The organism is Actinomadura craniellae, from assembly GCF_003289645.1.
In the GTDB taxonomy this organism is placed as follows: domain Bacteria; phylum Actinomycetota; class Actinomycetes; order Streptosporangiales; family Streptosporangiaceae; genus Actinomadura_D; species Actinomadura_D craniellae.
Genome location: NZ_QLYX01000023.1, coordinates 28,618 through 51,203, shown reverse-complemented (window position 1 = coordinate 51,203; position 22,586 = coordinate 28,618). Strand labels below are relative to the sequence as shown.

General features: G+C 72.4%; 24 protein-coding genes and 1 tRNA gene. 11 read left to right on the top strand and 14 right to left on the bottom strand.

All coding sequences use genetic code 11. From position 1 onward, the window contains the following. The first annotated feature begins 43 nt into the window (after positions 1-43). The 5 genes from DPM19_RS32955 to DPM19_RS32935 all read left to right on the top strand — a co-directional run bounded on the left by DPM19_RS32955 (position 44) and on the right by DPM19_RS32935 (position 4,098). Positions 44-1,489, top strand: a complete 1,446-nt coding sequence (locus DPM19_RS32955) for a form I ribulose bisphosphate carboxylase large subunit (protein ID WP_111872011.1) — start codon at positions 44-46, stop codon at positions 1,487-1,489. Between the two features lie 11 nt (positions 1,490-1,500). Continuing rightward, complete coding sequence (locus tag DPM19_RS32950; protein WP_111872010.1) at positions 1,501-1,923, top strand: ribulose bisphosphate carboxylase small subunit; 423 nt, start codon at positions 1,501-1,503, stop codon at positions 1,921-1,923. Positions 1,924-1,988: 65 nt separating this feature from the next. Continuing rightward, on the top strand, positions 1,989-2,945 hold the full coding sequence (cbbX, locus tag DPM19_RS32945; protein ID WP_199485414.1) for a CbbX protein: 957 nt from the start codon (positions 1,989-1,991) through the stop codon (positions 2,943-2,945). Positions 2,946-3,056: 111 nt separating this feature from the next. Next, positions 3,057-3,956 (top strand): proteasome assembly chaperone family protein, encoded by a 900-nt coding sequence (locus DPM19_RS32940; RefSeq protein ID WP_199485413.1) that lies wholly within the window; start codon positions 3,057-3,059, stop codon positions 3,954-3,956. A gap of 70 nt (positions 3,957-4,026) precedes the next feature. Next, a tRNA-Val gene (locus DPM19_RS32935) sits at positions 4,027-4,098 on the top strand. Positions 4,099-4,559: 461 nt separating this feature from the next. Here DPM19_RS32935 and DPM19_RS32930 read toward each other — a convergent pair. From DPM19_RS32930 to DPM19_RS32915, 4 genes are all read right to left on the bottom strand, one after another. Next, on the bottom strand, positions 4,560-5,141 hold the full coding sequence (locus tag DPM19_RS32930; protein ID WP_111872009.1) for a hypothetical protein: 582 nt from the start codon (positions 5,139-5,141) through the stop codon (positions 4,560-4,562). Between the two features lie 69 nt (positions 5,142-5,210). Next, positions 5,211-6,530, bottom strand: a complete 1,320-nt coding sequence (locus DPM19_RS32925) for a hypothetical protein (RefSeq protein ID WP_158566967.1) — start codon at positions 6,528-6,530, stop codon at positions 5,211-5,213. A gap of 291 nt (positions 6,531-6,821) precedes the next feature. Then, the gene (locus tag DPM19_RS32920; protein WP_199485412.1) at positions 6,822-7,808 is read right to left on the bottom strand and encodes an LLM class flavin-dependent oxidoreductase; all 987 of its coding nucleotides are present in this window, start codon (positions 7,806-7,808) and stop codon (positions 6,822-6,824) included. Between the two features lie 197 nt (positions 7,809-8,005). Then, positions 8,006-8,755: an SDR family NAD(P)-dependent oxidoreductase gene (locus tag DPM19_RS32915; RefSeq protein WP_111872007.1), complete on the bottom strand. Its 750-nt coding sequence runs from the start codon at positions 8,753-8,755 to the stop codon at positions 8,006-8,008. 155 nt (positions 8,756-8,910) lie between these two features. On the opposite strand from DPM19_RS32915, the gene DPM19_RS32910 reads away from it, so the two are divergent. Then, positions 8,911-9,663, top strand: a complete 753-nt coding sequence (locus tag DPM19_RS32910) for an SMI1/KNR4 family protein (RefSeq protein ID WP_199485411.1) — start codon at positions 8,911-8,913, stop codon at positions 9,661-9,663. Positions 9,664-9,791: 128 nt separating this feature from the next. Here DPM19_RS32910 and DPM19_RS32905 read toward each other — a convergent pair whose 3' ends face one another. The 4 genes from DPM19_RS32905 to DPM19_RS32890 form a co-directional block, all read right to left on the bottom strand. Then, complete coding sequence (locus DPM19_RS32905; protein ID WP_111872005.1) at positions 9,792-10,226, bottom strand: hypothetical protein; 435 nt, start codon at positions 10,224-10,226, stop codon at positions 9,792-9,794. A 176-nt stretch (positions 10,227-10,402) separates the two neighbouring features. Next, positions 10,403-10,813: an HIT family protein gene (locus DPM19_RS32900; protein WP_111872004.1), complete on the bottom strand. Its 411-nt coding sequence runs from the start codon at positions 10,811-10,813 to the stop codon at positions 10,403-10,405. A gap of 58 nt (positions 10,814-10,871) precedes the next feature. Beyond that, a complete protein-coding gene (locus DPM19_RS32895) occupies positions 10,872-11,801 on the bottom strand; it encodes a ribonuclease Z (RefSeq protein WP_111872003.1) in 930 nt (309 codons plus the stop codon). Positions 11,802-11,853: 52 nt separating this feature from the next. Continuing rightward, complete coding sequence (locus DPM19_RS32890) at positions 11,854-12,426, bottom strand: YceI family protein (protein ID WP_111872002.1); 573 nt, start codon at positions 12,424-12,426, stop codon at positions 11,854-11,856. Positions 12,427-12,566: 140 nt separating this feature from the next. Here DPM19_RS32890 and DPM19_RS32885 point away from each other — a divergent pair, with 140 nt between their 5' ends. Then, positions 12,567-12,953, top strand: coding sequence for a winged helix-turn-helix transcriptional regulator (locus DPM19_RS32885; RefSeq protein ID WP_111872001.1), 387 nt, complete (start codon positions 12,567-12,569; stop codon positions 12,951-12,953). Between the two features lie 43 nt (positions 12,954-12,996). Here DPM19_RS32885 and DPM19_RS32880 read toward each other — a convergent pair whose 3' ends face one another. Together DPM19_RS32880 and DPM19_RS32875 are read right to left on the bottom strand one after the other, a co-directional pair. After that, positions 12,997-13,230 (bottom strand): DUF6343 family protein, encoded by a 234-nt coding sequence (locus DPM19_RS32880; protein WP_111872000.1) that lies wholly within the window; start codon positions 13,228-13,230, stop codon positions 12,997-12,999. Then, positions 13,227-14,426, bottom strand: a complete 1,200-nt coding sequence (locus tag DPM19_RS32875; RefSeq protein WP_111871999.1) for a zinc-dependent alcohol dehydrogenase — start codon at positions 14,424-14,426, stop codon at positions 13,227-13,229. Before DPM19_RS32875 ends, DPM19_RS32880 begins: the two co-directional genes overlap by 4 nt. Before the next feature lie 340 nt (positions 14,427-14,766). Between DPM19_RS32875 and DPM19_RS32870 the strand changes: the two genes are divergently transcribed. From DPM19_RS32870 to galT, 4 genes are read left to right on the top strand one after another with little or no spacing between them, the layout of a single operon-like run. Then, complete coding sequence (locus tag DPM19_RS32870) at positions 14,767-15,870, top strand: Hsp70 family protein (RefSeq protein WP_111871998.1); 1,104 nt, start codon at positions 14,767-14,769, stop codon at positions 15,868-15,870. Between the two features lie 49 nt (positions 15,871-15,919). Beyond that, positions 15,920-16,786 (top strand): class II glutamine amidotransferase, encoded by an 867-nt coding sequence (locus DPM19_RS32865; protein ID WP_111871997.1) that lies wholly within the window; start codon positions 15,920-15,922, stop codon positions 16,784-16,786. Between the two features lie 55 nt (positions 16,787-16,841). Then, positions 16,842-18,368, top strand: coding sequence for a serine/threonine-protein kinase (locus DPM19_RS35965; RefSeq protein WP_199485410.1), 1,527 nt, complete (start codon positions 16,842-16,844; stop codon positions 18,366-18,368). Positions 18,369-18,416: 48 nt separating this feature from the next. After that, positions 18,417-19,439: a galactose-1-phosphate uridylyltransferase gene (galT, locus tag DPM19_RS32855; protein ID WP_111871996.1), complete on the top strand. Its 1,023-nt coding sequence runs from the start codon at positions 18,417-18,419 to the stop codon at positions 19,437-19,439. Here the strand turns inward: galT and DPM19_RS32850 are convergent. The 4 genes from DPM19_RS32850 to DPM19_RS32835 form a co-directional block, all read right to left on the bottom strand. Further along, the gene (locus DPM19_RS32850; RefSeq protein ID WP_111871995.1) at positions 19,387-19,905 is read right to left on the bottom strand and encodes a DedA family protein; all 519 of its coding nucleotides are present in this window, start codon (positions 19,903-19,905) and stop codon (positions 19,387-19,389) included. The genes galT and DPM19_RS32850 overlap by 53 nt on opposite strands. An 89-nt stretch (positions 19,906-19,994) precedes the next feature. Beyond that, a complete protein-coding gene (locus tag DPM19_RS32845; protein WP_111871994.1) occupies positions 19,995-21,701 on the bottom strand; it encodes a RelA/SpoT family protein in 1,707 nt (568 codons plus the stop codon). 78 nt (positions 21,702-21,779) lie between these two features. Further along, the gene (locus DPM19_RS32840) at positions 21,780-22,148 is read right to left on the bottom strand and encodes a hypothetical protein (protein ID WP_111871993.1); all 369 of its coding nucleotides are present in this window, start codon (positions 22,146-22,148) and stop codon (positions 21,780-21,782) included. 44 nt (positions 22,149-22,192) lie between these two features. Further along, complete coding sequence (locus DPM19_RS32835; protein WP_111871992.1) at positions 22,193-22,540, bottom strand: DUF6191 domain-containing protein; 348 nt, start codon at positions 22,538-22,540, stop codon at positions 22,193-22,195. Positions 22,541-22,586: the final 46 nt, after the last annotated feature.

Genomic DNA, 22,586 nt, shown 5'->3' with positions numbered 1-22,586 from the left:
CCCTCGGAACGTCCAGGCGACGAGCTGAGGAGCGAGGCCGACGATGACGAGCAATGGCAGTGCGGGCCGCTGGTCGGCGGGAGTGATCCCGTACGCGGAGATGGGCTACTGGCGGCCGGACTACCAGCCCAAGGACAGCGACATCCTCGCCGCCTTCCGGATCACCCCCCAGCAGGGCGTGCCCCCGGAGGAAGCCGGCGCGGCGGTGGCCGGCGAGTCGTCCACCGCCACCTGGACCGTGGTGTGGACCGACCGGCTGACCAGCTACGAGAACTACCAGGCCAAGTGCTACCGGGTGGAGCCGGTGCCCGGCGCCGAGGGCCAGTTCATCGCCTACATCGCCTACGACCTGGACCTGTTCGAGGAGGGGTCGATCGCCAACCTGACCTCCTCGATCATCGGCAACGTCTTCGGCTTCAAGGCGCTCAAGGCGCTGCGGCTGGAGGACATGCGCATCCCCACGCACTACGTCAAAACCTTCCAGGGCCCCGCGCACGGCATCGTGATGGAACGCGAGTACCTGGCCAAGTTCGGCCGCCCCCTGCTCGGCGCCACCGTCAAGCCCAAGCTGGGCCTGAGCGCCCGCAACTACGGCCGGGTCGTCTACGAGGCCCTGCGCGGCGGCCTCGACTTCACCAAGGACGACGAGAACATCAACTCCCAGCCGTTCATGCGCTGGCGGGACCGGTTCCTGTACTGCATGGAGGGCGTCACCCGCGCCCAGGCCGCGACCGGCGAGATCAAGGGCCACTACCTCAACGTCACCGCCGGGACGATGGAGGACATGTACGAGCGGGCCGAGTTCGCCAAGCAGCTCGGCAGCGTCATCATCATGATCGACCTGACCATCGGCTACACCGCCATCCAGTCGATGGCCAAGTGGGCGCGGGCCAACGGGATGATCCTGCACCTGCACCGCGCCGGGCACTCCACCTACACCCGGCAGAAGAACCACGGCGTCAGCTTCCGGGTCATCGCCAAGTGGATGCGGCTGGCGGGCGTCGACCACATCCACGCCGGAACCGTGGTCGGCAAGCTGGAGGGCGACCCCAACTCGGTCGCCGGCTTCTACGACACCCTGCGCAAGGACAAGGTCGCCGCCGACCCGGTCAAGGGCCTGTACTTCGACCAGGAGTGGGCGTCCATGCCCGGCGTCATGCCGGTCGCCTCCGGCGGCATCCACGCCGGCCAGATGCACCAGCTACTGCACTACCTCGACGAGGACGTCGTCCTCCAGTTCGGCGGCGGCACCATCGGCCACCCGATGGGCATCGCGGCCGGCGCCGAAGCCAACCGGGTCGCCCTGGAAGCGATGATCAAGGCCCGCAACGAGGGCCGCGACTACCTCAAGGAAGGCCCCGACCTCCTGCGCGCCGCCGCCAAGCAGAACCGCCCGCTGGACGTGGCCCTGTCCACCTGGGGCGACATCACCTTCACCTACGAGTCCACCGACACCCCCGACGTGGTCGAGACCCCCACGTCCGTCTGAGGAGCCGGCCGATGCGCATCACCCAGGGCACCTTCTCCTACCTGCCCGACTTCACCGACGAGGAGATCAGCGCGCAGATCGCCTACGCGCTGGACAACGGCTGGCCGTGCTCGGTCGAGTTCACCGACGACCCGCACCCGCGCAACTCCTACTGGGAGATGTGGGGCCTGCCGATGTTCGACCTCAAGGACCCCGCCGGGGTGCTCTACGAGATCAACCAGTGCCGGCAGGCGTACCCCGACCAGTACATCCGGCTGAACGCCTACGACGCCCGGTACGGCCGGCAGACCACCGCGCTGTCCTTCATCGTGCAGCGCCCCGCCGTCGAGCCCGGCTTCCGCCTCGACCGGCAGGAAACCGCCGACCGGCAGGTCCGCTACCAGATGCACGCCTACGCGCTCGACCGGCCCGAGGGCGACCGGTACACCCGCTAGGAACGACCGGTCCCGCCGGGCGGCCACCGCCCGGCGGGACCCCTTTTCGCGAGGAGGGAACGTCCGTGACGGAACGACTGGGCTTCGGGATGCGCCCCGCGCCGAACGGCGACGCCGCGGCCGAAGAGGAGCCGGCGGTGGCGACACTGCCGCCGGACGCCCGGATCGACCTGGCCCGCGAGCGCGCCGACTCGCACGCCGACGAGGTCCTGGACGCGCTCGACCGCGAACTGGTCGGCCTCGTCCCGGTCAAGACCCGGATCAGGGAGACCGCCGCGCTGCTGCTCATCGACCGGGTCCGCGCCCGGTTCGGCATCGACTCCGCCCGGCCCAACCTGCACATGTGCTTCACCGGCAGCCCCGGCACCGGCAAGACCACCGTGGCCGTCCGGCTCGCCGAACTGCTGCACCGGCTGGGCTACCTGCGGCGCGGCCACCTGGTGACCGTGACCCGCGACGACCTGGTCGGCCAGTACGTCGGCCACACCGCGCCCAAGACCAAGGAGGTCCTCAAACGAGCCATGGGCGGGGTGCTGTTCATCGACGAGGCGTACTACCTGTACCGGGCCGAGAACGAGCGCGACTACGGGCAGGAGTCCATCGAGATCCTGCTCCAGGTGATGGAGAACCAGCGCGACGACCTGGTGGTGGTGCTGGCCGGCTACAAGGACCGGATGGACTCCTTCTTCGCCTCCAACCCCGGGATGAGCTCCCGGATCGCCCACCACATCGACTTCCCCGACTACACCGGCGACGAACTGGAGGCGATCGGGCGGCTGATGCTGGCCCGGGAGGGCTACTCGCTGGCGGAAGAAGCCATCCCGGTGTTCCGCGAATACCTGGACCGGCGCCGCGAGCAACCCCGGTTCGCCAACGCCCGCTCCGTCCGCAACGCCATCGAACGCGCCCGGCTGCGGCACGCCAACCGGCTGATCGCCACCGCCGGTGAGGTCGGCCTCGCCGAACTCACCACCCTCACTCCCGAGGACTTCCTGGCCAGCCGCGTCTTCGCCGCCCCCTGAAAAGGCCCGAACCGCCCGCGGCACAGGCGGATTCTGGCTTCCCCCGTAGGGATGAAACCGCGGATGTCCTATGTTGGGCTCAAGTAGTGGCGGGACGATGTGGGGGAGACGGTGCCGAAACCCGAGGATCTGTACGAGCTGGAATCCGACCTGCCGGAGATGTCCGGGCCGGTGCTGCTGCACTGCCTGGACGGCTTCGTCGACGCAGGCTCGGCCGGGCAACTCGTGCGCGAGCACATCCTGGAGGTGCTGGACCACCGCGTGATCGCCCGCTTCGACGTCGACTCCCTGATCGACTACCGGGCGCGGCGACCGCTGATGGTCTACGACCAGGACCACTGGGAGTCCTACGACGCCCCCGAACTGGTCGTCCACCTCGTCCACGACTCCGCGGGCAGCCCCTTCCTGTTCCTGACCGGCCCCGAACCCGACCGGCTCTGGGAGGGCTTCGCCGCCGCGGTCCGCTCCCTGGTGGAACGGCTCGGCGTAGGGCTGACGGTGGGCTTCCACGGCATCCCCATGGGCGTACCGCACACCCGCCCCGTGGGGATGACCGCGCACGCCACCCGCCCCGAGCTGATCACCACCAACTCCTGGTTCGACAAGGTACAGGTGCCCGGCAGCGCCTCCGCCCTGCTGGAACTGCGGCTCGGCGAGGCCGGCCACGACGCGATCGGCTACGCGGTGCACGTCCCGCACTACCTCGCCCAGTCCACCCACCCGTCGGCCGCCGTCGCCGCACTCAACGCGGTCGTCGCCTGCACCGGCCTGGTGATCCCCTCGGACACCCTGCGCGAAGCCGCCACCCGCACCGAGGCCGAGATCGCCGAACAGGTCGCCGGCTCCGACGAAGTCGGCAAGGTCGTCCACGCCCTGGAACAGCAGTACGACGCCTTCGCCGGCGCCGCCGAACGCGAAAGCCTCCTAGCCGAAGACCAGGACGTCCCCAGCGCGGAAGAACTCGGCGCCGAGTTCGAACGCTTCCTCGCCGAGCAAGATCGCCCCGACTGAACAACCGTTTCGCGCCGTCCTGCCCCGACCCGATACGCTTGACCGGTCGCCGGGCCGGAACCTGGCGCGGGGGCGCATAGCTCAGTGGTAGAGCACTCGCCTTACAAGCGAGGGGTCACAGGTTCGAACCCTGTTGCGCCCACGTGGCGGTCACGCCTGCTCGGTGAGCCCGGCTCACCTTCGCCGGGGCCCGCATCTCCTTCCCGGGGGGCGACCCCCGGACCCCCGATGTGGGGGACTTCGTCCCCCACGCTCCCCGGTGCGGTGCGGGTTTTCTGGTGCGGGGTTTCTTTTCTGTGGTGTGGCTGGGTGGGGGTTGGCCACGGTTTGTTCGTGCAGGACTCGGCAGTGCTGGTGGTGTGCCGCTGGGGTTGCCGGTACTGGCCTGGCTCACCCTGTTGACTTGATCAAAAACTTGCCGCCTGGCGCAAGCGCCTGCGTTGGTGATCGTTGAGGATGGGTGGGGGCCCACCCATCCTCAACGATCACGTGAGCAAGGGGCCGGGGGTGGGCACAGCCGGGGGTGGTACCGCAGAGGTTTCTGGTCTCGCTCTGAGGCAGGGCCTGGTGAGCGCCCTCAGGGCCCGCCCTCTTCGGCTCGGTTCATTGGGTGCGGATCCAGTTGCCGCAGTTCTCGGTGGTGAGGCCGCCGTCGGTGGGGGCGATCGTGAGCGTCACGCCCTGGGGGGCGGTTGTGGTCGTGGCTTTGTCGATGGTGCGGCCGCTGGGGGTCCATCTGTGCCAGGAGCAACCGTGCAGGTTGCGGTGGGTGGTGCGGTACTGGCCGGGGGTGATGTCGCTGCCGCCCTTTCCGACCCGGTGGGTGCCCTCGGTGAATCCGCCCTTGGCCTGGTGGAGGAGGGGGAGGTGTTTCGGGCAGAGTCGGGTGACCGCGGTCGCGTACACCGGGTCGTGCGCCTGCTCGATCAGGGTGTCCAGGGTGGGTGGGGTGCCGGGTTCCTCGCCTCGGCAGAACGCCTCGCCCCGGGTCAGGGCGTCGGTGGCCTCCGCCGCGGGCAGGCCTGCCGCTCGGGCGAAGGCGGCCTCTTCGGTGCTCTGCGCGGCGTTCGGTGCGGGTTGGGCCGGGGGGCGGTTCGGTGTGGTGCCGCATCCCGCGAGTAGCGCCAGGGCCAGGGTGAGCGCGGCCGCGAGCAGCGGCGGGTTCGGCCTTGGGGCGGGTGGCATGGGGACCTCCGGCGGCGGGAGTGACGTCGGTTGAGACTCCGCTCCGCGCCGCCGGGTTCGCCGCTGTTGCTATTGGATGTCCAGAATTTGGGGTGGGTCGGTGCCGGCTCCGCTGCCGGGTGGGACGTGGGTGTCGGTTCCGGTGGGCGGGCTGCCGGGGGGCGTTCCGGTCTTGAGACGCTTGTTCGAACCGGTCCCTTCCTGGTTGTCCTCGTCGCGGAGGTGTTTCTGGCCGCTGCCGGCGGATCCTCCGGTCTCGCCCTTCTCGGTGTCGTCCGTGAGTTCCGCCGGCTCGTCCGCCACCACGGCGGGCTTCTTCTCGTCGGGCTCCTCCTCGCTGCTGTAGTAGTTCTCAACGCCGCCGTGGACGAGCTTGAAGTTTCTGATCACCTCCTGGCAGACGTCAGGGGCCTGCACGTAGAGCCCGTACGCCTCGTCCCCGAGGAACGCCTTCATCCGGGGTCCGCTGGTGAGCAGGAAGGATGGGATCCGCCACTTGTCGTAGGCGTTGCCGTGGCTGCCCTCGATGGTGAAGGCGATGCGGTCGACCTCCTGGACGGCCTTCAGCGCGAGGTAGCACTTGGCGCAGCAGCGCATCGAGAGGCCGATCATGGCCTGGTCGCCGGTCCTGGACTTCAGCACCTGATCGGCGAAGATCAGTTCGGCGTGCAGCGTGGCGCCCTCCTCGCCGAGCGGGTCGGCGAGGACCTCGACGGCGCCCGGCAGTTTCGCGACCGTGGTCGAGGCCTTGCGCAGCTTGCGCTTCAGGTGGTGGTCGCTCATGCCCGACTGCTGCCGCAGCACCTCCAGCAGCTCGGCGAACTCTTCTGGGTCGCCGCTCGCCTTGACCAGCGCGGCGAGGTCGTCGCCCAGGGCGGTGATGCTATCGACGTTGCCGGTGTCCGAGTTGACGGAGATCGTGATCTTGTCGGTCAGCCGGCCGAGCACCCCGCACACCCGGCGTGCCCGGTCCAGGTGGGTCACGACCCACGCCACCCGGGCGAACCGGCGCACCTCGTCGTCGACCTCGGTCCAGCCGGAGGGGATCGCCCCGATCCTCGCCTCGAACGCCTCGGCGAACTTCTCCTCGATCTGGGACAGGCGGGCGAAATCGTCGGTGGGCGTGACCTCCGTGGGGCCGACGGTGGGCTCGGGTACCGGGACGGTCCAGAGGTCGTAGCCGTCATCGGTGGCCAGGACGCCCGAGACGGCCAGCACCCAATCTCCCTCTTGCTCGTGCTGCGGCGTGTGGTCCTGTCCCGGCCTGATCTGGTACCGGTACAGGTCGTAGAGAAGCACGCCGTCGGAGTTGGCGCCGTTCAGTACGGCGCTGAAGTACTCACCGTTCCGGGAAACGACCCACTGACCGTTTCCATTATCGCCGATCATCGAAGCCCCCTTTTGATTTGCTGAATTGCCTCGAATTTGGGATTTCAACATCCCATCGTGCGTGCGAGGGTGGAAGGGCATCTTCGGGAAAAGATACTTCAGCGGACTTACTCGCAGGTCATCAAGATGGCACTGTAACGCCATGTTGTGCAGCTCAGGCCGTAGAGCATCGGCCGGTGCGGTCTCGTGAACGCCAGCGAGAGCCATGAAGTTTCAGAAAGCGGTCGCCCTTTCGGGCTGGTGGAGGGCTGCCAAAAACCATGCAGGTTCAGAGCGTCGAACAATTGCGAATCACGCGTCGAGCCGGGGCAGGACCTCGGTTTCCAGCAGGCGCAGGCTTCGCCAGGCGATCTCGGGCGGGATACCGCCCATCATCGGGTGGAGCAACCCGACCGCCAGCGGGCCGCGCTCGGTGAGTTCGGCGACCAGTTCCGCCGGCCGCAGCACGCGGTACTGCCCGGACGCGCGCAGTTCGGCGACCGACCCGATCGGCCGGTACACCTCGGCGGAGCCCGGCCCGCCGGCGGCCAGCCAGCCGCCGTAGGAGGCCGACTCGTGCAGGGCGTACGGGGCGATCTGTTCCCACCCCTCCTCGACGTCCTCGGCCAGGTGCACGAAGCCGGTGTTCCCGCCCAGGTACGGGCCGGGGTCCGGCCGGCCGAGCCGGATCGTCTCGTCGCGGTAGAACTCCCACACGCCGGGGTCGGTGGCCATGAAACCCACGCCGAGCCGGGCCGCCCGCCGGGCCGCGGCCTCGGAACTGCCGCCCAGATCCAGCGGCGGCCCGCCGGGGCTGCACGGCGCCGGGGTGACGCGGACGGTCCTGCCCCGGTACTCGAACGGCTCGCCTGTCCACGCGTTCCGCAGCGTCGTGACGGTCTCGACCGTGCGGCGGACCCGCTCCTTGGGCTCGACGCCGAACATCGCGAACTCCGCGGGCACGTAGCCCGCGCCGACGACCAGGTCGAGCCGGCCGCCGGAGAGGTTGTCGACCACCGCGGCGTCCTCGGCCAGCCGCAGCGGATCGTGGAACGCCGCGACGACTGCGGCGACCCGGATCCGGATCCGGGAGGTCCGGGCCGCCATCGCGGCGGCCATCGCCAGCGCGCCGGGCAGGTAGCCGTCGGCCGAACCGTGGTGCTCGGACAGCACGATGGTGTAGAAGCCGGCCCGGTCCGCCCACTCGGCCATGTCCAGGGCTGCCCGGTAGCGCTCGGCCATGGTGGTGCCGGCGACGGGCGGGTTGCGGAGGTCGAAGCGCAGAACGAAGAACGCCACGTCAGAGCTCCCTGCCGGCGACGGCCTCGCCCCTGCCCCGGGGACTCCCACGGCGCCTTCTGTGAATGGACGATTTAAAATAATGTATACGTTCTTGTGTCGCAAGGTGGCGCACCCATGCCAGAACGCCCGGGAACCGTCGGCACGAGCACGATCGACAGGGGCGCCCGGTGGCGGGCGGCCCCGGCCGCCCGTCCTCACGTCAGGTAACCACCGTCGACGTTCCAGCTGACGCCGTTGACGAAACCGGCGTCCGGGCCGGCGAGGTAGGCGACCACACCGGCGATCTCGGCGGGCTCTCCGAGGCGTCCCACCGGGATCGTCGGCAGCATGGTTTCCGCCAGCCGGTCGGAGATCAGATCCGTCCTGGTGGTGCCGGGCTGGACGTTGTTGACCGTGATGCCGCGCGGGCCGAGCTCCTGGGCGAGGGAGCGGGTCAGGCCGGCTATCGCCGCTCTGGTCATCGTGTACAGGGACAAGCCCAGCGGGGCCACCACCAGCGGCTGGTGGTCCGCCCAGATGCTGCCGATGTTGATGATCCGGCCGCCCGCGGGCAGGTGGGCGAGGGCCGCCTGGATCAGCGCGTACGGGCCGCGCAGGCTCACCGCCACCATCGTGTCGAAGTCCTCCGGGGTGACCTCGCCGACGGGCTTGGCGATGTTCGTGCCGGCGCTGTTCACCAGGATGTCCAGGCCGCCGAAGTCCTCCACCGTCCGCGCCACGGCGGCGCGGACCGCCTCCGGATCGCCGTTGTCGGCCTGGACGGCCAGCGCGCGGCCTCCGGCGTCCGCCACCTCCTGCACGATCTGCCCGGCCAGGTCCCCGGAGCGGGCATAGGTGAAGGCCACCTGCGCCCCGCCGTGCGCCAACCGGCGCACGATCGCCGCGCCGATTCCCCGGGATCCGCCGGTGACCAGGGCGGTCTTTCCTGCGAGTGGACGTGTCATCGTCGATCCCCCGTTCCTGACGTCCGGTTTTCGCTCGCTCTCCAGACCTCTCCCTCCCCGCGAACCGGGCGGGTTCTCCCAGTCGGACGGATCCGGCGGCGAGCCCGCCCGAAGCGACCTGCCGGGCCTCCTCGGCGACAGTAGGCTCCCGGTGCATGACCCACCCCCCGCGCGACATCCCTGCGGCGCCGCACCGTGAGTCTCCCTCCGGGCTCGGGGACGACGACGCGTTGATCGAGAAGCTGCGAGCCCGCGCGTGGGACCCGGGCCTGCGCTTCGACACGGCGGACGTTCCCGCCGCGTGGGTGGCCGAGCGCCACGGCGGGGACCGGGTGGAACGGCCCCGCGGCGACATCGTGGGGTACTGCAGCGGCGGGATGATCCGGTTCAAGGCACGGGCCGGGGAAGTGGCCGCCTACTACGCCGGCGCTCCCCGCGGCCCGCTGTTCCCCCCGATCACCCTGACCGAGGTCGAGGGCGCGGAGCGCAGGATCGGGCGCCGCCTGCCCGAACTGCTCCGGCGCGTTTACACCGAGGTCGCCGACGGGGGCTTCGGCCCCGACGGCGGGCTCGCATCCCTGACCGAGGGCAACCGCGCGCCCGGGCACCGGAGCGACTGGCCGTCCGCGGTGCGCGCCCACGAGCGCGACCGCGCGGCGGGGCTGCCGGCGTCGTGGCTCCACCTGGCGTCCGGTGGCTGCACGATGCGGTGGCACGTCTCGTTGCTCGCGATCGACAACCCGGTGCTCCTCCACGACGCCGACGGCTGGGACCCCGACCAGGGCCAGGACCCCCACGATGGCCTGTGCCACGCCACCGCCTCACTGCGCCGATGGCTCTGGACCTGGGCCGGCGGCGGCAACGTATGGGACGAAGCACTCGACCGGCATCTCCCCGGTCCCTGGTGACGTCATGCCGCGCGCCGATCGGGAGGGCGCCGGCCGCCTTTCTCCGGCCGGCCCCTGGCCCACCGGGGTCACCAGTCGCGCCACTCGTCGGTGATCTCGTGGCGGGTGAGGCCGCGGCGCGCGGCGGTTCAGCCCGCCAGCCTCAGGCCCTCCTGACAGGCCTCCATGAAGGCGGCCTTGCCCGCCGGGAACTGGCCGCCCTCGTCGACGCCCTGCTGGTAGGACACCTCGCAGAAGTTGGGGGGAAGGCCGCGGCCCTCGAAGGCGGCGGCCATCCCCGCCGCCAGCTCGACCATCTGCTTGCGGGTGTACCGCTTGCCCTCGGGATCAATCATGATCACCTGGGAGCCGGTCACCCTGGGACGGGGGTCCGGACTCGACGCCGGGCCCGCGCCGGGCGGCGAGGCGGCCGGGGTGGGAGCCGCCCCGGTGGGGCTCCCGCCCGCCGAGGGGGTCGCGGTCGGCGGGGCGGCGGAGGTGTCATCGCCGCCACAGGCCGCCGTCCCCAACAGCACGACTCCCAGGGACGCGGCGGCGAGCGAAGTCGCGATGTTCTTGATCACTATCTCCTGGCTTGACGGTACGGTGCGAAAGTCTGTCAGACCATAACAGGGCGTACCGCCACATCACCCAAGGGTGACGCCCGCCGGTCCCCGCTCCTCACCCGCCGCCGTTCCCGGGTGGCCGAAGGCCGGTGGACCCGGCGGGCGCGTGCCCGCCGCCCCCGGGTGGCCGGGGTTCAGCGGGCCCGGCGGATGCGGTCGGCCAGGTCGCGCAGTGACGCGGCCGGTAGCTCGACCCCGACCCACGGCGGTGAGAGGTCCGTAACGGTGTACCGCGGGATCACGTGCACGTGGAAGTGGAACACCCGCTGCCAGGCCGTCTCGCCGGTGGCGTGCCAGAGGTTGATCCCCGCGGCTCCCAGCCCGCGGGTCAGCAGCCCGGACACCCGCACCACGGCGGCCATGACCGCCGCCGCCTCGCCGGCCTCGATGTCCGCCAGCCCGCTGCGGTGCCGGCGCGGCACCACCAGGGTGTGGCCCCGGGTGGCCTGCGCGGTGTCGAGGAAGGCGACCGCCCGGTCGTCCGAGTAGACGATCTCGGCGGGCTCGCTCCCGGCGACGATCCCGCAGAAGACGCAGTCGCGCACGCCCGCCCCCGATCAGCCGCGTCCATCCATGGTCGCAGGCGGTGGGCGTCCCCGGGGCTCAGGGGGTGCGGCGCGGCGGGACGGGGACGCGGGCGAGGTCGCGGGCGACGACGATGTCGCCGGAGTAGGCGGCGGCCGCCTGCTCGGCGAAGCGGGGCTCGGCGCCCGGGTCGTAGCGCCCGGAGAAGTGGGTCAGCACCAGCCGCCGGACCCCGGCCGCCGCCGCGACGCGGCCCGCCTGGCCGGCGGTGAGGTGGCCGTTGGCCTCGGCGTGGGCCAGGTCCTCGTCCAGGAAGGTCGACTCGATGATCAGCAGGTCGGCGCCGTCGGCGAGGGCGTGGACCGCGTCGCACAGGCCGGTGTCCATGATGAACGCCGCCTTCTGCCCGGGGCGGGGGCGGCTGCACTCTTCGAGCGTGACGGTGCGGCCGCCGGGGGCGGTCACCTGGCCCCGCCGCTGCAACTCGCCGACCAGTGGGCCGTGGACGCCGCGGGCGGCGAGTTCGTCGGGGAGCATGGTGCGGCCGTCGGGTTCCTCCAGCCGGTAGCCGTACGCCTGCACGGGGTGGTTCAGCCGCCGGGCGGTCAGGGTGAAGGGGGCGTCCCCGGTGTCCAGCCGCATCGTCTCGCCGGAGACCGGCTGCTCGCGGATCACGTCGGTGTCGTGGAAGACCGCCGCGTGCCGCAGCCGCTCCCAGTACCGCGCGCCGCTGGCCGGGAAGGCGGCCTGGACGGGGTGGCGCACCCCGTCCCGGGCGATCCGCTGCACGACGCCGGGGACGCCGAGGCAGTGGTCGCCGTGGAAGTGCGTGATGCACAGCCAGGTGAGGTCGTGTGCGGCGGCCCCGGCCAGGGTGAGCTGCCGCTGGGTGCCGTCGCCGGGGTCGAAGAGCAGCCCGTGCCCGTCCCAGCGGAGCAGGTAGCCGTTGTGGTTGCGGTGCCGGGTGGGCACGGCGCTGGCCGTGCCGAGGACGAGGAGGTCGCGCACGGTAGGAACCCTACGGCGCCCGGGCGGTGCGGCCGCCCGGGCGCCGCGGTGCTCAGATCCGGAGCGCGGCCTGGATCTCCAGGGTGAGCTGGATCTTCTCGCTCAGGGCGACGCCGCCGCCGGGGATGGGGCCGTTGTAGGTGACCCCGAAGTCGATCCGGTTGAGCTCGCCGGTGGCGGTCAGGCCGATCCGGGCGCCCTTCTCCGGGTCGGCGGCGAACGGGTCGTAGCCGATCCCGCCGAGTTCCAGCCGCAGCGGGACCGGGCGGGTCAGGCCCTTGAGGGTGAGTTCGCCGTCGAGGACGAAGTCGTCGCCGTCCCGGCGCAGCCCGGTGGAGCGGTAGGTCATGGTCGGGTAGCGGTCGACTTCGAGGAAGTCCTCGTTGCGGACGTGGTCGTCGCGCTGGGCGTTGCCGGTGTCGACGGAGGCCAGGTCGATGGTCGCGGTCACGCTGGAGTCCAGCGGGTCGGCCCCGGTGACGATCTGGCCCTCGAACGAGGTGAACCGGCCGCGCACCTTGGTGAACATCAGGTGCTTGACGGTGAAGCCCACGTAGGAGTGGGTCACGTCGATGTCCCAGGTGCCGGCGACGTATCCGGGGATCTCGACAACCTCGGTCGTCATGGTGTCTCCTAGAGGTTCCCAAGGGTAAGTAGGTTCCCTTGGGTGGTGTGGTTATGAAAGGGAACCTCTCCATACTGCGGACGGTCACCGAGGAAACACAAGAACGCACTTTCACCTGCCTTGGGCACCTGGAGGTAACCATGAGTGATCAGTCCTTCCCGGGTGGGCACGACTGCCGGGCGCGGGAGATCGTCGACCGGGTGGGCGACAAGTGGTCGCTGTACGTCATCGCCACGCTCGGCGAGGAGACCCTGCGGTTCACCGAGCTGAAGCGGCGCATCGACGGCATCAGCCAGCGCATGCTGACCGTCACGCTGCGCAATCTGGAGCGCGACGGCATCATCGTCCGCACCATGTACCCGGTGATGCCGCCGCGCGTCGAGTACTCCGTCACCCCGCTGGGCTGCGAGCTGCTGGGCGCGGTGACGGCGCTGGTCGGCTGGGCCGAGACCCGCGTCGAGACGATCGAGAAGAACCGCGCCGCCTACGACGAGCGGGCGGCCGAGCAGACGGAGGCCTTCGGCTAGCGATCCGCCCGGTCGCCGAGGAACTCGCCGCCCGGCCGGCCGATCACTCGAACAGCGTGTGGTGCTCGCCCCGGCGGCGCCGGCTGCGGATCCGGCGGGCGACGACCACCAGGTCCACCGCGGCGATCACCGCGAGGATCGCCAGCACCACGGAGAGCACGTGGAACCCGGCCCACCAGGTGAGTGCCGCCAGCGCCGTGCAGACCACCAGGCCGTAGATCGCCAGTGCCAGCCGCAGGTTCAGCGCGCTCTTCGGCCGGTCGTGGCTGCCCGTCACGTCAGCTCCAGCGCCACCTTGGTCCAGCCGGGCTCGCGCCGGTCGAACGCCTGGTAGGCGTCGATGGCCGAGACCAGGCCCTCCTGCTGGGTGATGACGGTGGTGGGGTCGGCCGCCCCGGAAGCGATCTTGCTGAGCAGCCGGGGGATGTACCGGCGGTGGTTGCAGGTGCCCGCCTGCACCGTCAGGTTCCGGTTCGTCACCGTGCCCAGCGGGAAGGCGTCGAATCCCGGCGGGTAGAGGCCGACGATGCCGATGGTCCCGGCCTTGGCGACCATCTGTACGGCCCAGCGCAGCGCCTGGCTGGGCGCGTCGCCCGGCACCCACTGCCCGTCGTGCGGGTTGGTCTCCGGCGCGGCCGCCACCTGCTCCAGCGCGAACGCGCGCTCGGCGTCCTCGCCGATCGGCCGGTCGGGGTGCTGGGCGTCCACACCGACCGCCTCGATCACCCGGTCGGGGCCGATCCCGCCGGTGAGGTCCCGGACGGTCTCGACGGGGTCCTCGGCGTTGAAGTCGATGGTCTCGGCGTTCTGCAGCCGGGCGGTCTCCAGCCGGTCGGCGTTGCCGTCGATGATCAGCACCCGCCCGGCGCTCTGCATCCGCGCCGACAGCGCGGCCAGCTGCCCGACCGGCCCGGCGCCGAGCACCGCCACCACGTCGCCGGGGCCCACCTGGGCCAGCCGGGCGCCGAACCAGGCGGTGGGGAAGATGTCGCTGACCATCAGCGCCTGCTCGTCGGTGACGCCCGGCGGGATGGCGACCAGGTTGGTGTGCGCGAACGGGACCCGGGCGTACTCGGCCTGCATCCCGTCGAACGGCCCGGTGGACGCGGGCCCGCCGTAGAAGGCCGACCCGGCGTCGCGGCCGTTGGGGTTGGCCACGTCGCACTGGGCGTAGTAGCCGGCCCGGCAGTACGAGCACCGCCCGCAGCCGATGGTGGACGGGACCACGACCCGGTCGCCGAGGGAGAAGTTGCGCACGTCCGGGCCGAGTTCCTCGATCACCCCGATCGCCTCGTGCCCGAGGATCGTCCCCGGGCGCATCCCCGGCATGGTCCCCCGGACGAAGTGCAGGTCCGTGCCGCAGATCGCGCTGCCGGTGATCCGGACGATCGCGTCCTCGCGGCCCTCGAGTTTCGGCATCGGAACGTCGTCGAGCGAGATCTCCCCGATGCCGTGCCAGACCACTGCCTTCATGTCCCGCTCCTCCCTGTTCCTGCGGCATCCGCCATGAATGCCCTTTTTGACCGGGTTCCCCGGGTGCGGTGGTGGAAACGGAGGGGTCGCGCAGGGCGTTCTCGCGGGGGAGGTGGTTCCGGTCTTGCTGGACACCCGGATCGTGGGCCAATAAAATTCGGCATTCGCTGCAGGTTCAGCCGTTTTCGTCATTTTGGCGGTTGCCAGCCCGGGGGCCGGCATCCTCCGCCGAGACGGCGAAGACCCTCGGCGACCGGATTCCGCGCGTCCGTCGCCGATCGCGCCGCCACGCCGAGGGGAGATCGGGGGCCGGCGTCGTGCACGAACGGGGAGGGGACTGATGGGCGGGTGGGCGCTGGCGATCGACTTCGGCACGTCCTGTACCACCGCGGCGGTGGCGGCGGACGGCCGGATCGAGGCGCTCGCCTTCGACGGGCACCGGCGGCTGCCGTCGCTGGTCTACCTCGACGACGCGGGCGGGCTGATCGCGGGCCGGGAGGCGGCGCGCCGGGCCGAGGCGTGCCCGGAGCGGGCCGAGCGCACCCCCAAACGCGCGTTCGTCCAGAAGACGGCCGTCCGGCTGGGCGACCGGGGCGTCCTCACCGCCGACCTGGTCGCCGCGGTGCTGGGCGAGGTGTACACGACGGCGCTGCGCCGGCAGGGCGGGACGGCACCGGACCGGGTCGTGCTGACCCACCCGGTCCGGTGGAAGAACGCCCGGCTGCGGCTGTTCGCCGCCGCGGCGCTGCGGGCCGGGCTGCCCGAGCCCGAGTTCGTCGCCGAGCCGGTGGCCGCGGCCGTCCACCGCACCGGCCGCGAGCGCATCGACTGGGGCCGGTACGTGGCCGTGTACGACCTGGGCGGCGGCACGTTCGACACTACGGTGCTGCGGCGCACGCTCGGCGGGTTCGTGCCGATCGGCCGCCCCGGCGGGGACGAGCGGCTGGGCGGCGAGGACCTCGACCTGGCCCTGCTGGAGATCGTCGGCCGGCGCGCGGCCGAGGCCGAGCCCGCTGTCTGGGAGCGGCTGGTCAGCACCGGGAACCCGGCCCGCGGCCGGCTGCGCCGCGACGTCGTCGGCGCCAAGCACGCCCTGTCCGAACGGCTCAGCACGGAGGTTCGGCCCGAGGGCTTCGCGGCCGGCCTGCGGATCACCCGGGCGGAGTTCGAGCGGCAGATCACCCCCTCGCTGCGGCACAGCGTGCAGGGGCTGCGCGGCACCATGGAGGCGGTGGGGCTGGCCCCGGCCGACCTCGCTGCGCTCTACGTGACCGGCGGGTCCAGCCGGGTCCCCAAGATCGGTGACCTGCTGGGGCGGACGCTGGACTACCCGCCGGTGGTGCAGGACGACTCCCCGTGCGTCGCGCTGGGCGCGCTCCTGGTGGCCCGCCCGCACGCGCGGCGCGTCCCGTGGACGGTTCCGCGGACCGGCGCCCGGCGCTGAATTTCCGCCGGTGGACGTGGCACTGTTCCGCGTCCGGCATGGTGGAGGCATGTGCCGACTGTTCGCGATGACCACCGGGGGCCCGCGGGTGCGGGCCTCCTTCTGGCTGCTGGACGCCCCCCAGAGCCTGCACCAGCAGAGCCACCGGCAACCTGACGGAACCGGCCTGGGCTGGTTCTCGCTCGGTGACGAGCCGGTGCGCGACCGGGCGCCGGTGGCCGCGTACCAGAACGCCGACTTCGCGCTCCAGGCCCGCAACGTGGTCTCCCACACGTTCGTGTCCCACCTGCGGTACGCCTCCTCGGGCGCGGTGCACGTCCACAACGCCCACCCGTTCGACATGCACGACCGGCTGTTCGCGCACAACGGCGTGGTTAAGGGGCTGGACGTGCTCGACTCCTGGCTGACCCCCGTCGACCGGGCGCTGCTGGAGGGGCAGACCGACTCGGAACGGGTGTTCGCCCTCGTCACCGCCGAGATCAAGCGGCAGGGCGACACCACGGCCGGGCTGGTCGAGGCGGTCCGGCGGATCGCCGCCGAGCTGCCGCTCTACTCGCTCAACCTGGTCCTGGCCGAACCGCGGCGGATCTGGGCGCTGCGCTACCCCGACCCCAACGAGTTGTGGGTGCTGCCGCCCGCCGAGCCCGCCGGCCCGCCCGGGGCGCGCCTGCTGCACGCCGACCACGAGCCCGGCACGGTGGAACTGGGCGGCCCCGGGGACGGCCCGCCCGCCCCGGCGTACGTGGTGGCCAGCGAGCCGATGAACGACGACCCCCGCTGGCGGCTGCTGGACTCCGGAGAACTGCTGGTCATCGACGGCCTCATCGCCACCTCGCTGTTCCCCTTCGACGAGCCGGCGCACCGGCTGACGGAGGAGGACCTGTCCGTGGCGGAGGCCACCTCCCAGGAACCTTGATCGGTTCGCGCCCGCGGCCCGGTTCGGTCCGGCATGCTGGGGGCGGAGGTGCGGAATGCCGCGTACGGACCCCCTGGCGCAGGGCGACCCCGCCGAGCTCGGCGGCTACCGGCTGCTCGGCCGGTTAGGCGAGGGCGGCCAGGGCGCGGTCTTCCTCGGCGAGGGGCCCGGCGGCGAGCGGGTGGCGGTCAAGCTGCTGCACGCCCGGCTGGCCGGAGACGCCGACGCCCGCCGCCGCTTCGTCCGGGAGGCGGCGGCCGCGCAGCGGGTGGCCCGGTTCTGCACCGCCCGGGTACTGCACTCCGACGTCGCCGGCGACCGGCCCTACATCGTGAGCGAGTACGTCGAGGGAGTCTCCCTCCAGGAGGTCGTGGCACGCGAGGGGCCGCGAAGCGAGGGCGCCCTGGAACGGCTGGCGATCGGCACCGCGACCGCGCTGGCGGCCATCCACCGGGCCGGGGTGGTGCACCGCGACCTCAAGCCGCACAACGTGCTGCTCGGCCCCGACGGGCCACGGGTGATCGACTTCGGCATCGCCCGGGCGCTGGACGCGGCGACCTCACTGACCAGCCAGGTCGTCGGCACCCCCGCGTACATGGCGCCCGAGCAGGTCAGGGGTGACCTGCTGGGCCCCGAGGTGGACGTCTTCGCCTGGGCGGCGACGATCGTGTACGCGGCCACCGGAGCACCGCCGTTCGGGCAGGACGCGATCCCGGCCGTGATCAACCGCATCCTGAACGGGGAGCCGGAACTCGGCGCGCTGCCGGAGCCGCTGCGCGGCCTGGTGACCGCGTGCCTGGCCAAGGACCCGGCGGCCCGGCCCACCGCGGAGCGGATCGTGGCCGGGATGCTCGGGCACGACACCGGCGGAGCCCCCGCGGACCTGCTCGCCCAGGCCGCCGGCGCGGCCACCCGGGTCGTCCCGGAGACCCCCGTCCCGCCGGGCCCGCCGCCCGGAGCGCCCGCCACCTCGCCGGGAGCGGACGCCACGGAGACGTTCCGGCGGCCCCCGGCCTGGCGGGGCGCCGCTCCGCTCCTGGCGGTGATCGGCGCGGTGGCGGTGGTCGCCGCGGCGGCGGGCCTGCTGGGCAGCCAGCTACTGAACGGCGATGACGAGCCGGCGACCGGCCCGACCCGCTCCCCGGGCTCCGCGGGTGCCACCGCGCCGGCCGCGCCGGGCCCGTCCGGTGCCCCGGCCGCATCCGGCCGGTCCACCGTGCCGCCGACCGTCTCCGGGACGGAGGGCGGCTTCCCCGCGGAGTACTCCGGTGTCTGGACCGGGGTCGTCCGGCAGGACAACGGGCGGAGCTGGCCGATCCGGCTGGTCCTGCCCGCCGGGGCTGACGTGGGGCAGGTCTCCTACACCTCGCCCGGCTGCTCGGGGACGCACACGCTGCTGAGCCGGTCCGGCGCCGGCCTGACGCTGCGTGAGGACATCACCCAGGGCAGGGACGCCTGCACCGACCAGGGCTTCATCACCCTGCGGGCCCGCCCGGACGGGGGCCTGGACCTCGTCTACACGGCCCGCCGCGACACCGCCGCCGGCTCCTACTCCGCCACCGCCGTCCTCTACCAGGGCTGAGCGTGCGGGCCGCCTAGGCTGCGTCCCGGAGCCTTCGGGAGGAGCAAGATGCACAGGACGACGGGGCGGCTGGCCGACGGCCGGGAGATCATCTACTACGACGAGGCCGCTCCCCGCGTCCCGCCCGCCGACCCGCGCGAGCTGCCGCCGGCGGCCGCGGCGACCGACCTGCGGTTCGACCCGCTGCTGCGCGAATGGGTGGCGATCACTGCGCACCGCCAGGACCGCACCCACCTGCCCCCGCCCGACCTGTGCCCGCTGTGCCCCTCGGCGCCCGGCCGGCCCACCGAGATCCCGGCCGCCTCCTACGACGTCGTGGTGTTCGAGAACCGCTTCCCCTCCTTCGGCGGCGGACGCGGCCGGTGCGAGGTGGTGTGCTTCACCTCCGACCACCATGGCTCCTTCGGCGGGCTGACCGCCCGGCGGGCGGGCACCGTCATGGCGGCCTGGGCCGACCGGACGGCGGAGCTGTCCCGGCTGCCGCACGTCGCGGAGGTGTTCTGCTTCGAGAACCGCGGCCCGGAGATCGGGGTGACGCTCGACCACCCGCACGGCCAGATCTACGGCTACCCGTTCGTCACCCCCCGCACCCGGCAGCTGCTCGACTCCGCCCGCCGGCACCGCGCCGAGACCGGCCGCTGCCTGTTCACCGAGGTCCTGGACGCCGAGCGGCGAGCGGGCATCCGGGTGATCCGCAGCACCGGGCACTGGACCGCGTTCGTGCCCGAGGCCGCCCGCTGGCCGGTGGAGGTGCACCTCTACCCGCACCGCCGGGTACCCGACCTGCCCGCCCTCGACGAAGCCGAGCGGGCCGACTTCTGCGACCTGTACCTCGACCTGCTGGGCCGGCTCGACCAGCTCTACGACGCCCCGCTGCCCTACGTGGCGGCCTGGCACCAGGCCCCGGCCAGGAGCGACCGGGACCTGTCCTACCTGCACCTGCAGCTGTTCTCGGTGCGCCGGTCCGCCGGCCGGCTCAAGTACCTGGCCGGCTCGGAGTCCGGGATGGGGGCCTTCGTCAACGACGTGGTGCCCGAGAGCGTGGCCGCCCGGCTGCGTGATCTGGGGTGAGCGGTTCGGCGCGGCGCCGGCGCCGGATCAGGAGGATCACCAGCCCGGCCACGGCCACGGGCAGGGCGCCGGCCAGCACCGGGGACCGTTCGGCCAGTTCGAGCCAGGCCACCAGGAGCGCGTACCCGCCCAGCCCCAGCACCACGCTGTAGAGCGCCGCGCCCAGCGTGCCGAAGAGCACGAACCGGGCGAACGGCAGCCGGGTCACCCCGGCGGCGCCCCAGACACCGATCCGTACGAAGGGGATGAAGGCGGCCACGAGGAGCACCACCGACCCGCGGGAGTGGATCGCCCGCTCGATGCGTTCCATCCGCTCCCGGCCGACCCGCCGGCCGAGCGGGGACGAGTGGAACCCCAGCCCCATGCCCCGCCCCACCCAGTAGAGCGTCTGCGCTCGGGCGACGGTGTAGAGGAACAGCACACCGAGGGACCACCACAACCGCGGGTCCTGCAGGCCGTACTTCATGATCGGCTCACCCCTCTGCGGTCGGCCCCCCGGATGCTAGGGGTGGCCGTCCGCCCTGGACATGGGCCGGCGCCCAGTTTCCCGGCCGGTCAGCCGGGCGGCAGAAAGCGGGGGAGGAGATCGTCGAGGGCCACGGAGCCGTCGTCCAGTGCCGCGTACAGCCGGTCGACCTCATCGAAGCCGAGGTCCCGGGCGATGGCCAGCGATTCGCCGTGCGTCTCGGCGGCCAGCAGGTCGGTGCCACGCTCGGCCAGCGCCCGGTCCAGCCGGTCGCGGCCCGCCCGGGAGGCCTCCTCGGCGCTGTCGTGGCTGAGCCGGCGCTGGATGTGCACCCGGGCCTGCGGGGTCGTGGCGAACCCCAGCCAGTCGTCGGTGGGGTGGGCCTGCGGGTCGGTGAGCACCTCGATCACGTTCCCGCTGCGCACCTCGGTCGCCAGCCGGGCCGGCCGGCCGTTGATCAGCACCCCGATGCAGTGCTCGCCGGTCTCCGGGGAGAGCGTGTACGCGAAGTCCAGCGCGGTGGCCCCCACCGGAAGCGTCACGATCTCGCCGGTGGGGGTGAAGGCCGCCACGTGGCCGGAGGTCAGGTCGGCCCGCAGGCTGTCGAGGAACTGTGCCGACGGGGCGTCGGACTGCCAGGCCAGCAGCCGGCTCAGCCAGGCCAGGTCGCGCCGCCCGGCCATGGTGCCGGCCGGGTCGCCCGTCTCGCGCAGGTGCGCGATGATCCCGTGCTCGGCCACCGGGTGCATCGCCCGGGTCCGGATGATCACGTTCAGCGGGTCGCCGGCCGGGCCGATCACCCGGGTGTGCAGCGACTGGTACATGTTGAACTTGGGCAGCGCGATGAAGTCCTTCACCCGCCCCGGGATGGGATGCATCGCCGCGTGCACCGCGCCCAGCGCGATGTAGCAGTCGCTCTCGTCGCCGTCGACGACCACCAGCAGCCGGGCCGCCTCGTGCGGCCGCAGCCCGGCGACATCGCCGTCGAGCTCCTCGTGCAGCGCGTACAGGTGCCGGGGCCGGACGGCGACCTCGCCCCGCAGGTGGTGCTCGGCCAGCGTGCCGCGCAACCGGGCGGCGGCGGGCCCGAAGGTGCCGTCGGCCACGCGCAGCGCCGCGGCCAGCGCCGCCCCCGTACCGGCGTGCGCCTCGGGGTCGCGCACCTTGAAGGCGAGGTCGTCCATCTCCTGCCGCAGGACGTGGATGCCCAGCCGCTCGGCGAACGGGACCAGCAGTTCGAGCGAGGCCCGGGCGATCCGCTCCCGCTTGTGCGGCGGCTGGAAGCCGAGCGTGCGCAGGTTGTGCAGCCGGTCGGCCAGCTTGATCACCAGCACCCGCAGGTCGGCCGCGGCGGCCAGCACGATCTTGCGGAAGGTCTCGGCCTCGCGCCGGTCGCCCCAGCGCTCGCCGTCCAGCTTGGTCACCCCGTCGACCAGGACGGCGACCTCCTCGCCGAAGTCGGCCCGGACCTCGCCCAGCGTGTACGGGGTGTCCTCGACGGTGTCGTGCAGCAGCGCCGCGACCAGGGTGGTGGTGTCGAGCCCCAGCCCCGCCAGGATCATCGCCACCGCCAGCGGGTGGGTGATGTAGGGGGCGCCGGACTTGCGCAGCTGGCCGCGGTGCATGCGCTCGGCCACCGCGTAGGCGCGGCGCAGCTCGTGCGCGTCGCGGTACCCGTGCGCGGCCAGCAGCGGGGCGACCGCGGCCTGGACCGGGCCGGGATCAGACCGGGACGCCCGCCGGCGCGGGCGGGACGGCGCCGCACGCCCCGAGGACGAGGACTGGACGAGAGTCATCGCGAGCCTTTCGGCTGATCGCGGACGGTGACGATCCGCCACGACTGGTGACCACCATTATGCGCCATCCGGTAGCGATCATGCTGGGAGATCGGAAGATCGCGCGCGCAGCGCCGCCTCCACCAGCTCGACGGCGGTGACGAGCGCGACGAGCCGGGCGCCCTCCTGCCGGTAGACGTCGAGCATCGCCTCGACCCCGTGCGGCGGGACGATCCCGGCGAGTTCGGTGCGGGCGCCGCGGAAGCCGGCCCGGGCGGCCTCGACGTTCGCCTCGGCGTGATGGCGGGCCATCCGGGCCAGCGCCACGGGGTAGCGGCGCAGCACGCCGTGCCGGCGGTACTCCGGCGGCACGGTCTCCAGCAGCCAGGTCATCGCGGTCTCCTCGAACCGTTCGCTGCCCGGCGGATGGACGGGGGCGGGCCAGCCCGGTGGGACGTGCGTGCTCACACCCCCACGATAGCCCGGGATCGAAACCTTGTTCGAGGCCCGGTTCAGCCGTCCTCGGGGTCGTCCTGGCTGGGGCGGCGGATGCGGATCTTGCCGGACTCCAGGTCGTCGCGCGGCGGGGCGGCCTGCTGCAGGTCGTCGTGGCGGCGCATCTTCTCCGCCTCCTGCTCCTCCAACTGGATCTTCTTCGACCCGCTGAAGGCCGCGTGCAACTCCTCGAACATGCCCGCGCCGAACCCCGCGCCGGTCTCGCCGTCACCGCGGATCGCGCCCATCAGGGACGTCCGGCCGGTGCCGTCGTGCGGCCAGTCGACGACCTCGGGCTCGGCCGGCTTCGGCTTGGCGACACGGCCCTTGGCCCGCTTGGGCCGGCGGCGGAAGGGTGACTTCACGCAGACTCCAACGCTCCGGGTCGCCGGATTGATCCCGCGCGGTCGC